Genomic DNA, 17059 nt, shown 5'->3' with positions numbered 1-17059 from the left:
GACGACGTGCGGAGGGTTGCCGAGCTGGCGAACCTGGAGCTGACTGCGGAAGAAGAGCCGCGGATGCGGCGGGACCTGAACGCAATCCTGAACTACGTCGAGCAATTAAATGAACTGGACACCTCCGGCGTACCGGCGATGGCCCAGGTAGGCGAGGCGCTTGGCGCCGGGTCCGAAGCCTCCGGCGCTGAGTTGCGTGTCGATCATGTGCGCGATTCGATTGATCGCGCAGCGGTGATGGCAGCCGCTCCGGAGACGAATGGACGGTTTTTCAAAGTCCCCAAGGTAATTGAAAGGTGAGTTCAGGTTCGGTGGATATCAACAATCTGACGATTGAGACGGTGCGGACGGCCATTGCCGTCGGCAAGACCACGGCCACAGCTACGGCCGAGGCTCACTATGCGCACATTGCGGAAAAAGATGGCGAGATCAACAGCTATCTGGCGCTAAGCCGCGAGCGGGCTCTGGCTCAGGCGGCAAAGGTGGACGAGATGGCGGCCAAGGGCGAGGCACTGCCACCACTGGCTGGGGTTCCCATCGGAATCAAGGACGTGCTGGCTATGCGGGGCGCTCCAGCCACGGCCGGGTCGTTGATCCTGAAGGGATACAGGCCCCCTTACGATGCCACGACGGTCAAGCGGCTGGAGGCAGCGGGCGCCGTTTTGCTGGGCAAGCTCAACTGCGACGAGTTTGCCATGGGCAGCTCGAACGAAAATTCTGCCTACGGACCAGTAAAGAACCCACGAGCGTTAGACCGGGTTCCCGGAGGTTCGAGCGGAGGCAGCGCGGCAGCGGTGGCCGCTGACTTTGCCGTGGCTACGCTTGGGACGGACACGGGCGGATCGATCCGCCAGCCGGCGGCCTTCTGCGGCGTCGTTGGCCTTTTGCCGACTTATGGGCGGGTCAGCCGGTATGGGCTGATTGCGTTTGCTTCGTCACTGGATCGAGTAGGTCCGCTGACGAAGAATGTGCAGGATGCAGCCACTCTGCTGCACGTACTCGCCGGACATGACGAGATGGACGCCACCTCGTCGGAGCGCCCCGTAGCCGATTACGTCGGTGCGCTCGACAAACCGGTCGCCGGGCTGCGCATCGGGGTCCCGGCAGAGTACTTTGGCGATGGTCTGGACGCGGAGATACGGGCCGCGACCGACCGTGTGCTGGCCAGCCTCAAGACGGCGGGATGCATCATCAAGCCAGTCAGCCTGCCGCATACAAAGTACGCAATTCCGACCTATTACGTGATTGCCACGGCGGAGGCGTCCTCGAACCTGTCCCGATTTGACGGAGTCCGCTACGGGCTCAGGGACTCTGAGGCTAAGACTCTTTCCGAGATGTTCCGTAAGACGCGGGACGCGGGCTTTGGTGCCGAAGTGAAACGCCGGATTCTGCTGGGGACCTATGCCCTTTCAGCCGGATACTACGACGCTTACTATCGCAAGGCCCAGCAGGTACGAACGCTGCTGACGCGGGACTTTCTCGCGGCCTTTCACGAGGTTGATGCGCTGGTGACGCCGATGACACCGACGCCGCCGTTCAAGCTGGGTGAAAAGACGGATGATCCCGTGCAGATGTATCTGGAAGACATCTATTCGGTGGCTGCCAGCCTTGCGGGCATCTGCGGCGTGAGCGTGCCGTGCGGCTCGACAAAGACCGGGCTGCCGATAGGAGTCCAGATCATGGGCGGACACTTCGAAGAACAAACGGTTTTGCGCGTAGCCCAGGCTGTGGAGATGGGGCAGCGGAGCACCTGAGCGTTTCGATACGCTTTTGGCTGTCCCTCGGACGAGAACTCAATTTGGTACAAGACACGCCGTGGCTGCGCGACTTTGCACAATTCGCGATTGCATTCGAGTTATGCTTGGACAAAGCAATTTTCGAGGGAACTCAGCGCCCGTGCGAGTGCAGAGACACAGTTGCAAGCGGGTTGCTTTGGTAAATACAGGCAGTTTGACAGCGGTCGGCTTACGAGGATAACAGCAGATGCAGTGCAGCAACTCCCCTGGGGTCTTCAAGTTTGGATATGTGCTTTTGTTCGCTGCGCTTGGAGCGGGCACAGCATTCGCGCAGTTTGTGGACTACGGTCAGGCCCTCGGCAGCATCTCGGGGCAGGAACAAACCTGTAGCCCAACGGATCCTGCTTGCCAGCCGGGCTCCGGGCAGACCGACTATCCGTCGCTCCGCAACCAGACCAACCAGACGCAACTGCCGAACACCGTGCGCGGAATCGTAATTCCCGTCCCCGCCAATGAGCGGAACACGAACACGCGGACCGCCGAGCCGACCCAACCCGAGAAGAACCTGCCGTTGGACTCACCAACGGAGTTCCAGCAGATGATCGCCAATTCACTTGGAAAGATGCTGCCCATCTATGGGGCTGGCCTCTTTCGTAAACCGCCATCCACCTTCGCACCATTAAACCTGGTTCCGGTAACACCTGGTTACATGATTGGGCCGGGCGATGAGCTGATGGTCCAGGTGTGGGGACAGGTTACGCTCAATGGCCGATACACAGTGGACCGCACCGGCAGCATCTACATTCCTCAGGTTGGAACACTGACTGTTGCGGGACTAACCTTCGCGCAGGTCCACGACTATCTGAAGGCACAGATGGGGCGCGTCTTCCGCAACTTCGATCTGAACGTCACAATGGGCCACCTGCGTTCGATCCAGGTCTTCGTTGTGGGTCAGGCACGGCGGCCGGGCAGTTACACCATCAGCTCGTTGAGTACGCTGACAAACGCGCTGTTCGCTACAGGAGGCCCAACCCCGGCCGGCAGTATGCGCCACATCCAACTGAAGCGAGACGGCAAGGTCGTCGTGGACTTCGACCTTTACGATCTTCTGCTGCATGGCGACAAATCGCATGATGCGCAGTTGCTGCCTGGTGATGTCATCTATATCCCGCCCGTGGGCCCGCAGGTGGCTGTTGCGGGTAGCGTCCATGCTCCGGCAATCTACGAATTGAAATCAGACAACAGCACAACGGTGGGCGACGTACTGGAACTCGCGGCCGGACTGACCAGTGTGGCGTCGGGCGAGAAAGTCCGGCTGGAGCGAATTGACGCAAGCCGCCAGCGCAGCATCACCGAGCTGTCACTGGACGAGGCGGGACGCTCGACCGTACTGCACAATGGCGATCTGCTGGAGGTAACTGCGCTGGTTGACCAGTACAAGAATGCAGTCACCCTGCGCGGCAATGTGGCCAACCCCGGGCGCTATACATGGAGGCCCGGAATGCGCGTGCTCGATCTAATCCCCAACAAAGAGGCGCTCGTTACGCGGGACTACTGGCTCAAACAGAGCCAGCTTGGCCAGCCGGGGTTGACCTATATTCCCACGTGCCCTCCGCAAACAGCCTACGGCGTGCCCAGTCTTCGATACGGCATACCGGTAGGAGAAGAGGGTGAGCATCCGAACTGGCGATACTCCTCGACGCGGGACAACTCGGAACTGGTGGGACTCCCGTTCGGCAGCCCCGAGGGAACCGATAATGCCGAGCCGTCCGTGGACGAAAATGGAGAGCCTACGAGCGACGGCGGGTTGAACTGCACACCGATTCCACTCTCATCCACGTCCCTGAGCGGAACCAACGATCGCTACACTCCCCCCTCCAGCAACACCAACACTCCGTATCAAAGCAATAACTCGACGACCTTCCCCGGCGCCATGATGCCCAATACCGGAACGACCGCAAATTCCACGAGTTCGGCCAATGCCAGCGTTGGCGTAACCAACTCGAATACCTTTGCGGGCAGGTTCCGGCCACGGAATGATGTCAAATTGACCGAGCCGGACATCGACTGGAACTATGCGGTCATTGAGCGTCAGGACAAAGAAAACCTGACGACCTCGTTGCTGCCGTTCAATCTCGGCAAGGCCGTCCTCGAAGGCGACACCTCGCAGAACCTTGAACTGATGCCGGGAGATGTGATCACGATCTTCTCCAAGGCCGATATTCGCGTACCGCAATCGCAGCAGACACGGTTTGTCCGGCTGGAAGGCGAATTCGTCTCGGCTGGAATCTACAGTGTGCATCCCGGCGAAACATTGCGGCAGTTGGTGGAGCGGGCCGGCGGTTTCACTCCCGAAGCATACCTTTACGGCTCTGAATTTACCCGCGAATCGACACGTCGCGTCCAGCAACAGCGCCTGAACCAGTATGTCGATCAGATCGCTTTGCAGGTCAGCACAACCGCGATCAATAGCGCTAACAGCGCAATCAGCGCGCAGGACAGCGCCGCGCTGGCCGCCGCGCAACAGCAGAACCAGAATGTCATCAACAGCCTTCGCCAGGCCCACGCAACCGGTCGTATCGTGCTGGAACTGCCGCCTGGAAGCCACAATGTCGCCGATCTTCCCGATCTTCCTCTCGAAGACGGGGACCAGTTCATCGTGCCGCGCGTGCCTTCGACCGTCGCCGTGGACGGAGCGGTCTACAATCAGAACTCCTTTGTCTACGACCCCGGCAAGCGGCTGAAGGACTATATCCGGCTGGCAGGAGGCGCAAACCGCGACGCGGACAAGGGCCGAGCTTTCGTAATCCGGGCCAGCGGCGCGGTCATCAGCAGGCAATACAGCTCATCTTTGCGCGGCAACAGTTTTGACTCGCTTCGGCTATTTCCCGGTGATACCGTGGTGGTCCCGCTGAACCTCAACAAGGGCAAGACCATGCGGCTGGTCGTCGATCTGGCGCAGATCGTGGGCCAGTTCGGTATAGCGATAGCCGCCGCCAACGTCGTGTTCTAACGTGACGCGCGCAACGAGGGTGTGGCCACGCTGTAGTTTGCGGTTCACACTCTCGCAACGCCTCTGGCCATCCGCAGCAAACCGCCGCGCTCGTCCTGGTCAAGAACGCCGAACCAGGCGACAAGGAGCGTGCCTGCACCCCAGACGATGGCCCACGGCCCCAGAGACTCTGCCTTCGGAGAATATCTCCATACAGGCACGAACAGCAGGCAAGGCAGCACGACCATTGCCGGCCTCAGAAGCCCCGCCAGCACCAGCTTCGTGCGGGGTATCGTCAAGGTATTTCTAGTCAACTTCATGCTGACGAGAAAGTGCAGAGCAACACTCACGAATGAGCCAATCATTGTCCCGAATGCCACTCCGATGGCACCAAACCTGCGCGCAAGGAGGATGCTGCACGTCAGGTTTACAACCGCCTCAAGAACCGGAGACGCCGTCGCTTCTCGCAGTTTGCCCGTTGCCGCCACCATCGTTGCGTAGGGCGCGCAGAGGTTGCGCACGATATTTGCCAGGACCAGTATCTGGAGGTAGCGAAAGCTATTCGCCGCATACACGGGACCGACCCACATCTGCAGAATCGGCAGGCCATACACAATGAGAGGCAACCCGGTGAGCAGGAGAAACATCGTGGAGTAACGGGTTGCCCGGGCAAGAAGACGCCCCATCTCCACCGGCGACCGCTGCGTACTGAGCGCCGATGACGCAGGCATCACCGGGCCAAGCATCGCCGCCATGATGACCAGCATAAAATTCGTCGGCAGCACCGCGATGGAGTAATACGCTGTCTCTCTATAGGCATAGTGACCCACCAGGGTCACGTCGAGACCGCTCACGCAGACCATGCCGACCGTCCAGACTGCAAGCAGGAAGCAGTAACGCCCCATCTGCCTGAGCACCGGGGCGTTGACCATCGAGAGCGAGAGGCGAACCTGCGCTATCAATTTCTTCCACGCGACTACCTGAAGCAGCGACGTGGCAACGTTAACCACGGCCACCGCAATTCCCATCGCAGCAAGACTGCCGTGCAGAAAGACCGCTGCAAGGACCGCACCAGCGAACGAGAACCGGTTGAGGATGGCGATTCCCATCGGAACCGCATAACGCTGAAGTCCCATGAAGATTGCCGAAAACACTGAACAAACCAGTGCAAACGACAGCGAAATTCCCACCAGCATGACGCTGATGCGAACATCTCCATACAGCGCGGTGGGCATCGTGTGGAACAGCCGCGGGACCTGCCAGGCAAGTCCAAGCGTCAACAAGACACCAAGAGACCCGGTTAACGTCATGATGGCGAAACCGGCGCTGGCGTAGCGGCTCGCCTCCGCCTCGTCGCCTTTTGCATCGTGCTCAGCAACAAACTTGGAGACTGCTGTCTGGATCCCGAGGTCGAGAAACGACACAAAAGCCCCAAGTTGCAGGATCAACACCCATGCTCCGTAGGTATCGACCGACATATGGTGTGTCAGATAGGCGGGGAGAACCAGTGCAATCAATCCGTTTGCGATCACGCGGGCAAGGCTGAATGCCACATTCTTCGATAGAGTCGCTGCTAACCCGGGCGTTCCAGCAGGTGGCTCTTCCGGCAGGACCGGAACGTCAGTGGATAGGTTCTCCAAACTTTTCATCCTCAATTCCGCAAAATCGGAGGCACCGTGATCAGCACCCACCCATTCGAGTCTCGAAATGAACGGTATTCACCGTGGCACGCGGCCGTCCTTTTGAGGAGAATACACCACACCGCTTCGCATGCTTTCCTGTCTAGCGATGGTTCATTTCCGTGCTGCGCGCAACGTCAGACGCGCAAATTTCTTGCTGCGCAATCGGACACTTTGCACGAAAGCTCGCTTCAGCAAGCGCAGCCGTTGTACGGCAGGGCCGCCGCCGAAGCCCGTTTCACGAACAAACATCCACTCCGCGTCCAGCACTCTCCTGTATCGTTCAAGACCCATTTCCGTCTCGATGTTCGTCAGCGACAGATGATGTTCAATCGCGATATCGAGAACCAGAACGCGGCCTCCTGCGGCCTGCAACCGATGAAACATGATGTGGTCGAGGAACTCGATGCGGTACTCAGGAGCAAATCCTCCCACCGAAGCCACTGCCTGTGCCCGCACGCAGGCAGCGGAGTTGAGCGCCGTCACCTGCCTCTCGAGTATCCCTGAAAATGCGGCACCACAGGCTCTATTGCGAAATCTTCCCACGATCTGCGGAGAGAGCACCTCTCCCCCTCGCATGAGCTTCGGTACGATGGCGCAAACCTCAGCAGACACTGGCGACGTAATTGCGTCAAAGAGTGCAGGAAACAGTTCAGAAGTGAGAACCGTGTCCTGGTCCAGCAGAACGAGCCACTCGATGCTGCGCTGTTGCGCTTTCGACAGCGCCAGGTTGTAGGCAGGCGACAGGCCGCCGTTTTCTGCGTCGTAGTGATACTCCACGGCTGCGCACCGCCATCGACCGGGATCCACGGTCTGTCGGATGGGAGAGTTGTCGTAGATGAGCAGGGCAATCTGCCGCGCCAGATCATCGTGCTCCGACAAAAACTCCGCCAGACATGCCAGCGTTCTCGACTCGTCAGGAGAACACCGATAAAGCACCACGACGCATTGCAAAAGCGGATTCGACATTCGATAACGTCCGGCGGACACTTGCGACCAACAACTACATCTAGCGATTCAAACTCTCTCAAGCAATACGTTACTTAACGAATCTTCGGAGTAACCGGGAGTGTATGACGATAATCCTCCATTCCCTTCCATACGCTCCCGCACCGCGAAAATTGGAACCTGAAGAAACGGCTCAAGAGGCGTCCCGCCAGAAATACAGGCATGGCCAGATGCGGCACAGTGGAGTGCAGCCTGAGGATTCGCAAGCCGGACGCGGTGAAGTAGCGATCAAGCATCGGGTGGCCCTTTCCAGTGCTTGCTCCGACCTTGTGAAGCACGCGTGAGTCCGGCGCGGCAGCCAGCTTCCATCCCATCTTGCGAAAACGGAGGCAAAGTTCCGTTTCCTCCCAATAGTGAAAGAAACCTTCATCCAGGAGGCCCGCTTCCTCAAAGGCTTTGCCTGCGATTAACATGCTTGCGCCGTAAAGCGCATGAAACCAGCTATCGTCCTGAGGCACCGTGCTGTTACGCGCATAACCGCACCAGAGGTTGACGCGGGTGCCGGCCCAAGCCTGCACTGTCGAAGGCGCGTCCGCATAATAGCAAACCGAGGCCACTGCGCCGAGGCGCTCGTCTGTGGTGGCTTTCGCTACAAGCGCAGACAGCGCATCCGGGGCAGGCTGAGTGTCATTATTGAGCAGCCAGATATACTCCGCGCCTTCAGCCAGAGCGCAACGTATCCCGATATTGTTGCCGCCCGCGAAGCCCAGGTTTTTCTCGCTGGCCATCAACCGCACTTCCGGATGCGCCGCGCGGATTCTGGCAATCGAATCGTTGGTCGAGCCGTTGTCCACGACAAGGATGCTCAGTCGTGGGTATGTGCATTGACGCAATGTGTCCAGACACTCAACCGTATCCTGCCACCCATTCCAATTCAATAGGATGCAGCTTATGTGCGGAGTTCGGTTCATATTGCTCACTTCGCTTGTTGTCCATGGGGTCCGCGCAAGGCCGCCACGAGTGACCTGACTTTCGGACCGTCTTCCGGGTCCTCACACATCGCCCGAAACACCGCGCGTGCCCAGACAGTACAGCAGCCAATGACAAACGATAGAACGGTAAGCAGGATGACCAAAATAGAACGATGCGGAGAAGAATGTGTGTCCGGAGGCACGGCGCGATCAATGACCTGGAAGATAGCCCCCTGTTTTGCCTCGTCCAGTTTGGCCAATTCATATTGAGTGGCGTCGGCATCGTAGATGGCCTCGCGATATTTGACTTCACGGAGCTTACGAATATAGTCCAGAGCGGCCGCGGGTACTTTGTTCTTGGGCACGAACAGGTCGGTGTTGCTCTCCGAGCTTCCCGTAAGCTGCCGAAGTTGCTCGTGCAGTCCCGCAAGCTGCTTCCTCAGGACGACCATTTCAGGGTTGTTGTCGGTTGCGAAGGCGGACATCGCCTGTATCTGGACCTCTTTCGCGGAGATCTGCCCCTGGAGCGTCGCCGCCGTTTCCATCATGGCGCGGGACTGATTCTCCGGCTGGATCATTCCGGTGGTTAGTTCCGTCTTCTTCAGGTCCTGCTCGGCGTCGGCCAGCTTGTCCTTGGCCTCTTCTACCTGCTGTTCAAAGAACAGTCTGCGCTGCGCCGCCTCGGTGACGGCTACGTTCGATGCCAGTTTCTGAAATTCATCCACGTAGGCATTGGTCATCTCCGCCGCCTTTTCGGGAGTCGGCCCCTCCACGGACACCCGGATGATGTCGTCCTTGAGGCCGGCCACCGCAGTGGTTCGGCTCTCAAAGATCTTGCGGGCGATTGACATCTTTTTTGTGCGGTATGCCTTCATCAGATCGAAGCGATGAATCATTGCGTCTTCGACCGTGCGGCTGCCGAACATGGCCACATAGACATCGACCTGTCTGTGGACCCCCAGGCCCATCCCCGCAAGGGCTGCCATACCGCCGCCAGCGCCGCCAGCCATCTGCGAGAGCAGCGCGGTCCCGCTCATCTGTTGCTGCGGCGGCAGGATGGAAGCATATCCGGTATACCGATCCGGCAACAGCAGCGAGATACAGATCGCGATCACGGCGCCGGCCGCGGTGAAGAGCAGAATAAACCGGCGCTTCCTGGCCAGCAGAGTCAGCAGTTCAAGCACACTCCAACCGGAGCTGGCGAGCGGCGTCTCTACGCTGCTCGCCGTGTCTTCAGTGCTCGATGTCTTCGCAATCATCTATCTTGGGTCCGAGGGGAGAAAGACTGCATGGATGTTCGTCATCCGCCTCTATACTATAGCAACCGGTGTGCTCCGATACCGGCGAGCACCGCCTTCCCGCATACATGCATCGTCGTCGTGCCATAACGGAACGGCGCCGTCATCGTAATAGCCACCCTGCCTGAGGTCCTGGTACGCAAAGCAGTGTTACAAACCGAGGGTCTGCTTCAAGAATGCGGATTGCCCGTCCCCTCATTCTGAACCATATCGTATCGCCCTACGGCATCTCCGTTCTAAGCACTCTGGTCTTTCTGATTGCCTGGCTCTTCCCGCCCGGCCTCTACAGCCAGTTGATACACGAGCCGGACCTGATGTTTCTCGATCCGGAGACGCTGCTCTTTTTTCTGTTGTGCGTCGCCGGATTCTGGGCCGGATTACTCCTGATCGATTTCCTATTCCCCAGCCCTCCTTTGCTGGAAAGCCGCTATCGCATCTCGCGCCTCAAAGACATGGCCCTGATATTGCCCTTAGCTTTGACGACCGTGCTGACCTGCGCCGTGGCTGTCGAACTGCTCCGGCGGACTCCCAACCTGATCGTTCTGCTTCTGGCCCAGCAGGGAAGCGCCGTCAAAAACAATCTTGCCGACGTGCAGCTTGGCATTCTGGGCTGGGGCCCGGACTTACAGCAGCCTCTTCTCTGGTGGACATACTGGCATTTGCTGGCCTCAAAACATAAAGAAGCGAAGTCTCGCCGCTCCCGCAGAATACTTTTATGGGCGATCTTCGCTACCGGACTGTTTGCTCAGATTGCCGTATCTGTATTGAAGGTGTCCCGAGCCGGGCTTATGCCATTGCTTGGCGGCCTCGCCGTCGTCTATCTCATGAGCAGAATCGCGCGCAGAGAGATCAAAACTGCCGGACTCATCCGTTCCATCGTCATCATAGCCGCCTTCGTGGTGCTTGTATTCGTTTCCTTCTCGCTCATGCGCGGGAACACCGATGTATCCGTCGCCATGGGAGGCTTTGTCGGTTATACGATGGCATCCTACAATCGGATGGCGGCGCTTCTTCATGGAACTATGCATTACCCGTATGGAGGACATGGAATCTATGTCTTCCCGGTGCTCAACTCCAACCATCTCTTAAATGCTATCTTCCCTTTCAATAAGATCTTCAAATGGCCCGATTATTTTGAGCTATGGCACTCCGAGTTCGTCGCGCCGCAACTGGCAGGTTTGAACGACTACGATATATGGTCAGGCGCATTCGGATACCTCTTCTCCGATTGCGGATGGTGGACGCCGTTGATGCTGGCGCTCTATGGGGCCGTCTACGGATTGGTATGGAGGCTGGTCAAATCAGGAAATACGTTGGGCCTGACGATTTATCCATGGTTCGCATTCTGCGCGCTTGCATGGTTTAGCGGAAACCTCGCTTTTGGCTCCGCGCTCCCCTTCTGCATCGTCGCCGGGCTGCTGCTGATAGCGTATGAAAAGCTGCTGGCATGAACTACCATAAAAGACCGTGCACTCGAAAAAAGCCCTCATCATCAAGTTCGGAGCCATCGGCGACGTGGTCATGACCGTGCCGGCAGTGCGTGCTTTGCACGATCAAGGATTTGAAATCCATTGGGTATGCGGCAAAACTGTCCGGCCCCTGCTCGAATGCTATTCCTGGATCCGCCTGATACCGGTGGATGATCGCGCAATCCTCCGAGGCAACGCGCTGGAGCGGATACAAGGCATCTTCAACCTCTGGACCGAAATCGCCGGAGCCTATGACCTCTCCGCTACGCTCTACTACGACCGCCGTTATCGGTTGTTGAGCCTTCCCGTGCGCGCGCCGCGCAAATTGATGCTCTCCCGAGCATCCCGCGCAACGACGCTGCTGGCTGGCCGGCACCACACCGACGAATATGTCCGCATCCTTCTGGGCCTGGACGACCATTGCCGCGAACAGAGCTTCCCGCCCGTTGCTCCAGACTGCCTGCCGCCCTCTCCATTACCCGAGAAGACCGCCGCGCGCCGCATTGCCCTCGTCCCCGGTGGAACTCACAACCTGCTGAAACAGCAAGTCATGCGTCGCTGGCCTATTGAACATTACCTGGATCTCACCCGCCGCCTGCTCGACCGGAGCTGGGAAGTTGTGCTCTTCGGAGGACAGGAGGACCTCTGGGTAAAACCTCATTTTCAGAATATGACCGTGACCGATTGCATCGGCAAGCTCTCGCTTCCTGAAGTAGTCAGCGTCTGCAATCATTGTGACGCAGTGGTAACGCACGACACAGGGCCGATGCATCTTGCAGGTCTAAGCGAAACCAGCCTGATTGGGATATTCGGGCCAACCAACCCCGGCAATTTCCTTCCCCGCAGGCCCTTCGCCGTTGGCATCTGGGGTGGCCAGGGATTCGCCTGCCGACCTTGCTACGACGGTCACAATTTTGCCCCCTGCGAATTCAATGGCTGCATGCATCAGGTGGCACCGGAGCTGGTCCTGCGCGAGCTGGACAGACTCCTTGATGATCGCTCAAAGCAACTCGACAGCGCGTGGCGAGTCGTATCCCCCGATGAGAGTTCACAGCCAGCGCCTGGACCTCTTACCATGCTGCCTTCCGCCTAGTGATGCACGTGCAGCTCGGGGTTCCAGGTCAACTGGAACCAGCCGCTTGTACTGTGTTGCGCGCCTGTCATATACGAAGGGACGAGAAATCGCTCGTACTGCGCGAAAATCTGCGCTTCCAGATGTCGGTTGATTGCGAAAGTGCCGTTCACAAAACCATCGGTGATCGTAGCGCCGCCGGGCAGAAAGTGTGTGCCGCCTTTATTCTGGCGATAACCCGCTTCAACTCGCGTCCGCGCGGAGAACCAGTAGCTGGTGCGACCCTCGATGGCGCGCGCGTCCCGGCCAATGGCGTTGCCCAGCAGAAAACCCTTGTTCGTATTGCCATCGAGATATTGTCCGTTGATGAAGAAGTGGGCACCGCCGTAGTCAGTCGCCATCCCTGTGGAACTGACCGCCTCGACGCGAAGGTCAATGTGAGGCAACCAGGGAAGGCGCGCCACGTAAATGCCGGGATTCCAGGCTGCGCGCCGCGGTGCTGCCATTGGGCTGGGATCGTCATCTGAATATGCATCTGCATAAAGCGTGACCGGCTTGAGAAATCCGGGCAGGCGATAGCGAAAGTCGAAGTTGCTCTTGCGGTCTCCAGGATCGTTGCGGCTGCCATACGCCGTGCTGCCCGTCGAGTTGAAGCTGAAGATATTTTCCTTGAAGCTGTGTGTCGTGATGGGATGACCAACGCCCCAGAAGATGGACCATCGAGTAAAGCTGATCTCCAGATTGTCGCCAAAATTGAAATCCGCCTTCTGTCCGTTGTACCAGGGGCGCGCCGGATAGAGGTGCCCGGAAAGTTTACCCAGCACAATGTCAAACCGGTACGTTCCCAGCGAAGGAAACAACGGAAGCGGATGAGGACGGGTAGCAACGAAGCGCAGATTATAGGTTGGCTCGGCGTTGCTCGAAAACGACAGCGGGCCCATCGTCGTCGGTCCCCAATAGAGTTCCTGCTTGCCGAGCGAGATCGCGTTGCCGTCGAAGGCTACGCCTGCATATAGTTCCAGCGGCCGCTGCCGGTTATACGCCGCGTGTCCAGGAATAGGCTCAATGTGCGGCGTATTCAGGGTAATCCGTTCCGTCGCATTAAAGAGTTCGTTGATGGCTTCGGTTTCAGCCGGCCGGCCGGGGTCGCGCTGAGCTTCCTGGCGGTCGTAAAAGAAGAGGCGTCCGTCATGCGCACGAATGGAATAGCCGGCAATCGCGCTGGTGCCGCGTCCCAACGGACGGCCGAAGTCGTTCCACCACGTCTGGCCGAAGTGGAAGCTGTCATAGAGCGCGGGACCGGCAATGGTCCCCACGCGCGCATACACCGACTCCAGATCGATCGACTCGCGGCTGAGCGTCTCCGAGGCAAGCTCAGCGTGTAGATCGTTAATCAGTCGTTGCGCCTCACGTATCTCTGCCGGAGTGAAGGAACCCGTGTCTGCGGCGCGTTCCTCGGCAATCCCGAGCTGGCGCAGACATTCCTGCCGCGTCCACGGACGAATGGCAACGCTCTGGCCCGGAATGAAGCCCATCGAGAAGAGCCGCTCCAACGCCGGATAGATCCAACTGTCCATCGGCACATTGGTCGAGCCGATAGCGTCCGGGTCGGTCACTTCGGCGTAGGTCCGCGGACGGCGATGCTTAATCGGATCCGGCGGAACCTGCTCCGTTGCGCGAGCGACTGCCTGCCTCTGCGCCTGCGTGCGTGGCTTGCCGAGACTGCCGGGATCCCACGAGTCATTGAACAGGCTGAAATTGTGGTGTGCATTAAAGACGTAGTGGCCGATCAACCATCCCGTGGCGCTGCCCACCAGAACGTCCGAGGGAAAATGCTTCTCCGCGATCACGCGGCTGACGCTGACTCCAGTTGCCGCGCCATACACTGCCGTGCGTGCCAGCCATCCGGGGTACTCCGAGCCAAGCACGGCAGCCATACTCCACGCCGCCGCAGCATGCGACGAAGGAAACGACGAGTCCAGCGTCTTCGACGCGAAAAACTTGCCCTGCGCATGGTCGGCATCCGGGCGTTCGCGGCGCGAGATCAGCTTGGCCACCTCGGTCACAGCTAACGTGTCCGCGAGCGCCTCGCCGGTTAACAGGCCCGTCTCATGGGCCTGCGGAGCATCGTGCCCCAGGCTCCACAGATACATGCCCGCTGGCAGCGCTCCAAGCGCAGCAACACCGGCGTTCGAGAGCTTGCTGGCGCGGTCCTGCGAGACGGAGTTGGTGTGAATCAGCGACGTCATCGTGTGATGGTCGCTCCCGATCAGCAAGCCGGTAGCAGCAGAAAAAGGAAGCAGCCACGTCGCGTCCTGCGGTCGAAGATAAAACGGGCTTGTCCAGATCGCCTTCTGATCAAAAAACAAGCGCCGTGGCATGCCTGCAAGCGTGATGCTCTCTGGCGCATACCTGGTTGCAGACCCAACCGGTGCGCTTTGCGCCGAGGACTTCTGCGGCTGTGGAGCATCCGGCAAACCGCCTGTGTCTCCAGCATCCGCAAGCGAAGAACTGCTCCCTTCGCTCTGCGCGAAACCGGAGCGCGCGACAGGCAGCAAAAACATCGTCGCAGCCAACGCGAGGGCTGCGCTTCTTCTCCAGCAACCCGCAGGCCATGACGAAAAAGCTGAGATAAGATTCACGATGCGCCGAATGTAACTGGGGAAGTCTGCCATAGCCTGCGATGTCTTAAGCCTACAGGCTCATCATTTAAGGGTCTAGTGTTGAAGTTGATTAGCGTTGGGATTGTGCGCCGAGCGGTCGATAGTAGCGCCTCTCCGGCGCGGCACAGCCCTGACAAAGCACCGCACCCGAACCCTCGGCCTGCCGGTCGTAGTTGATGCCTTCGCCGCACCGCGCGCAGACGATGCGCGCAGACTTGTAGCCGGGCATCTCGCGCGGCGCCAGTTCCACGCTCACCCACTCTTCCGTGAAGAGTTCCGCATCCGGCATCTCACGATAGGCCATCATCTGCTGCTGATTCTTCTGGTCAATCTGCGGATACAGCTCGCGGGCGCGCTCTTTTGAAGACTCCAGCGCCGCAACGCGGACGGCCTTATAAGCAGGCGCATCGCCGTCGGCAACGGGCAACGGCGAACCCAGATCGACAAACGTCGCAGCCATCTTGCCCCAATCGCGGAACTTGAGCGCGCGCTTACCCAATCGGCAACCCGTCACTACACCGATAGCGTCGGTGGCGCAGCGGTCAATCTCGACAAACGTCACCAGTCGCTTGCGGTCCGCGCCTTTCGGGTCGTCAATTCCCAGTCGCTGGCAGCCAAGCATCGCCATCCGAACGCCCAGAATCTGCCCCGCGCACAAGTGACCGTGGGCAACCTCAGCTTCGCGGAGAAGGTCCTCAAAGCTCTGCATACCGTGATGATACCGCTACCCGGCGGATGTGCCTTACGCGGCGATTGACGCTGCCGCATCCGAGGGGTAATATTCGATGCCCGAGAGGTCCTGATGAGCGAACTCACCACCACGATTGGCACCTTGCTCCAGCAGAAACCGGCCCAAATCTGGTCCATCGCACCCGATGCGTCTGTCTATCAAGCCATCGAGATGATGGCCAACAAGCAAGTCGGTGCGCTGCTCGTCATGGACAAGGGCGTCCTGAAAGGCATCATCTCCGAGCGCGACTATGCCCGCAAGGTCATCCTTCAGGGACACTCCTCGAAGAACACCACCGTGGCCAACATCATGACCAGCCCCGTCATTTTCGTCTCGCGTGAACACACCGTCGGCGACTGTATGCGCATCATCACCAGGAACCGCATCCGGCACCTTCCCGTCCTCCGGGAAGGCGAAGTCACGGGCATGATCTCCATCGGAGACCTCGTCAACTGGGTCATCACCGAACAGGAAAAGACCATCCGACACCTGGAAGCATACATCTGCGGAACAACAACGTAGTCTCAGTTGTCGTCCGCGTTGTCTCCTTCTTCGACGATGGAGCTCGATCCCAGGACGCTGTACGTTGTCGCCGTGCCGCCTGTAGGCTTCAATGTGACCCTGACGGGCAGCCGCTGCCATACAGCCGGCTGGCAGACGGGGACAAAGCGATCGCTCTGCGGCCACGGCCCAATCTGCTTTTGTACCACTGCGCGCCGCGCGCCCACCTGCGCCACCATCGCGTACAACCCGCCCCGGATTGTCGTGGCCACGCCGCAGTACGCCGCATAGTCGCGGTACCACACCACGTTCGACACCACCGAGTCAAAGTACGGCAGATGCAGCGCCGTAATGTGGCCCGTGACGCGATCAACCGTCAGCCACGGGCCCGGCTGCCACACCCAACGGGGTGCCTTGTCTGTCGGCAGCGCATCGTTGATGCGCAGGGCACGCCGCACGGCAAAGGTGCGGTCGGTGATGTCGTGAACGTCGCCGGTGGTCCACTCCTTCAACCGGTCGTCCACATAAAGCGCGCGGACCCGCAGGCTCGAGGTCTCGTCAACCTTGCTGTCCGCAGTCGCGTCCGGCTCCGTATACGCGACCTTCCGCGACGGTCCCAGACTGACAATATGGACTTTAGGGGCTGCAAACAGCGGCGATACCTGCAATGCGGCGAGCCCGCAAATCAAAATCTCAGAAAATTGGCAATAGATGTGCTTACGGAAACGGGAGATGAAAAAGCTCAAGATCGGTCTCGTCTCTTGGTAAAGGCCGGTCCGCCTGATCGCCGGCCCGGCAAAGTTGTGTAGTCCAACACGGAAGACAATGAAATTTCGAGCCTTCCATGTGCAGCAAAAATCAGATGCTGCCATCCTATCCGATGCATCCCTCTCGCGGGATGCTGCGTCATTGGTGCAGACACCCATTTCATCTGGCAGGAAGAAAACGGACAGTTCAGGGAAGAAAATGCACGAGAGAGGGAAAGTCCGTACAGGGTAAT

Annotated in this window: 13 protein-coding genes; 6 read left to right on the top strand and 7 right to left on the bottom strand. The window is 59.0% G+C overall.

Features of this window, described 5'->3' with window-relative positions:
• From gatC to VFU66_RS01520, 3 genes are all read left to right on the top strand, one after another.
• On the top strand, positions 1 to 300 hold a 300-nt coding region (gene gatC, locus VFU66_RS01530; RefSeq protein ID WP_326444464.1), incomplete at its 5' end, for an Asp-tRNA(Asn)/Glu-tRNA(Gln) amidotransferase subunit GatC.
• Entirely contained in the window at positions 297 to 1754 is a 1458-nt protein-coding gene (gene gatA / locus VFU66_RS01525) for an Asp-tRNA(Asn)/Glu-tRNA(Gln) amidotransferase subunit GatA (RefSeq protein WP_524536956.1), read from the top strand. The genes gatC and gatA, both read left to right, overlap by 4 nt.
• Before the next feature lie 229 nt (positions 1755 to 1983).
• On the top strand, positions 1984 to 4749 hold the full coding sequence (locus VFU66_RS01520) for an SLBB domain-containing protein (protein WP_326444463.1): 2766 nt from the start codon (positions 1984 to 1986) through the stop codon (positions 4747 to 4749).
• 44 nt (positions 4750 to 4793) lie between these two features.
• On the opposite strand, the gene VFU66_RS01515 is transcribed toward VFU66_RS01520, so the two are convergent.
• The 4 genes from VFU66_RS01515 to VFU66_RS01500 form a co-directional block, all read right to left on the bottom strand.
• Positions 4794 to 6281 carry an MATE family efflux transporter gene (locus VFU66_RS01515; protein ID WP_326444462.1) on the bottom strand — a complete coding sequence of 496 codons (1488 nt, stop codon included), beginning with the start codon at positions 6279 to 6281 and terminating at the stop codon, positions 4794 to 4796.
• A gap of 240 nt (positions 6282 to 6521) precedes the next feature.
• A complete protein-coding gene (locus VFU66_RS01510) occupies positions 6522 to 7376 on the bottom strand; it encodes a glycosyltransferase (RefSeq protein WP_414649360.1) in 855 nt (284 codons plus the stop codon).
• Between the two features lie 74 nt (positions 7377 to 7450).
• Positions 7451 to 8326, bottom strand: a complete 876-nt coding sequence (locus VFU66_RS01505) for a glycosyltransferase family 2 protein (protein WP_326444460.1) — start codon at positions 8324 to 8326, stop codon at positions 7451 to 7453.
• Positions 8327 to 8331: 5 nt separating this feature from the next.
• Entirely contained in the window at positions 8332 to 9510 is a 1179-nt protein-coding gene (locus tag VFU66_RS01500; RefSeq protein ID WP_326444459.1) for a GumC family protein, read from the bottom strand.
• Positions 9511 to 9938: 428 nt separating this feature from the next.
• Here VFU66_RS01500 and VFU66_RS01495 point away from each other — a divergent pair, with 428 nt between their 5' ends.
• Positions 9939 to 11075 (top strand): hypothetical protein, encoded by a 1137-nt coding sequence (locus tag VFU66_RS01495; RefSeq protein ID WP_326444458.1) that lies wholly within the window; start codon positions 9939 to 9941, stop codon positions 11073 to 11075.
• 16 nt (positions 11076 to 11091) lie between these two features.
• A complete protein-coding gene (locus VFU66_RS01490; RefSeq protein ID WP_326444457.1) occupies positions 11092 to 12186 on the top strand; it encodes a glycosyltransferase family 9 protein in 1095 nt (364 codons plus the stop codon).
• On the opposite strand, the gene VFU66_RS01485 is transcribed toward VFU66_RS01490, so the two are convergent.
• Together VFU66_RS01485 and VFU66_RS01480 are read right to left on the bottom strand one after the other, a co-directional pair.
• On the bottom strand, positions 12183 to 14741 hold the full coding sequence (locus VFU66_RS01485) for a capsule assembly Wzi family protein (protein WP_326444456.1): 2559 nt from the start codon (positions 14739 to 14741) through the stop codon (positions 12183 to 12185). The two genes, VFU66_RS01490 and VFU66_RS01485, sit on opposite strands and share 4 nt — an antisense overlap.
• 157 nt (positions 14742 to 14898) lie before the next feature.
• On the bottom strand, positions 14899 to 15537 hold the full coding sequence (locus VFU66_RS01480) for an FmdE family protein (protein ID WP_326444455.1): 639 nt from the start codon (positions 15535 to 15537) through the stop codon (positions 14899 to 14901).
• Between the two features lie 93 nt (positions 15538 to 15630).
• On the opposite strand from VFU66_RS01480, the gene VFU66_RS01475 reads away from it, so the two are divergent.
• The gene (locus tag VFU66_RS01475; RefSeq protein ID WP_326444454.1) at positions 15631 to 16080 is read left to right on the top strand and encodes a CBS domain-containing protein; all 450 of its coding nucleotides are present in this window, start codon (positions 15631 to 15633) and stop codon (positions 16078 to 16080) included.
• Between the two features lie 2 nt (positions 16081 to 16082).
• Here VFU66_RS01475 and VFU66_RS01470 read toward each other — a convergent pair whose 3' ends face one another.
• Positions 16083 to 16748, bottom strand: a complete 666-nt coding sequence (locus VFU66_RS01470; protein WP_326444453.1) for a hypothetical protein — start codon at positions 16746 to 16748, stop codon at positions 16083 to 16085.
• Positions 16749 to 17059: the final 311 nt, after the last annotated feature.

The organism is Edaphobacter sp. (assembly GCF_035763405.1).
Taxonomy (GTDB): Bacteria; Acidobacteriota; Terriglobia; order Terriglobales; family Acidobacteriaceae; genus Edaphobacter.
The sequence above is the reverse complement of the archived record's forward strand: the minus strand, read 5'-3'. Positions and strand labels throughout refer to the sequence as shown.

Excerpts from the sequence above, each read along its gene's own strand:
- VFU66_RS01510 (WP_414649360.1), bottom strand. The coding sequence starts at position 7,376 with ATGTCGAATCCGCTTTTGCAATGCGTCGTGGTGCTTTATCGGTGTTCT.
- VFU66_RS01480 (WP_326444455.1), bottom strand. The coding sequence starts at position 15,537 with ATGCAGAGCTTTGAGGACCTTCTCCGCGAAGCTGAGGTTGCCCACGGT.
- VFU66_RS01495 (WP_326444458.1), top strand. The coding sequence starts at position 9,939 with ATGTTTCTCGATCCGGAGACGCTGCTCTTTTTTCTGTTGTGCGTCGCC.
- VFU66_RS01505 (WP_326444460.1), bottom strand. The coding sequence starts at position 8,326 with ATGAACCGAACTCCGCACATAAGCTGCATCCTATTGAATTGGAATGGG.
- VFU66_RS01475 (WP_326444454.1), top strand. The coding sequence starts at position 15,631 with ATGAGCGAACTCACCACCACGATTGGCACCTTGCTCCAGCAGAAACCG.
- VFU66_RS01520 (WP_326444463.1), top strand. The coding sequence starts at position 1,984 with ATGCAGTGCAGCAACTCCCCTGGGGTCTTCAAGTTTGGATATGTGCTT.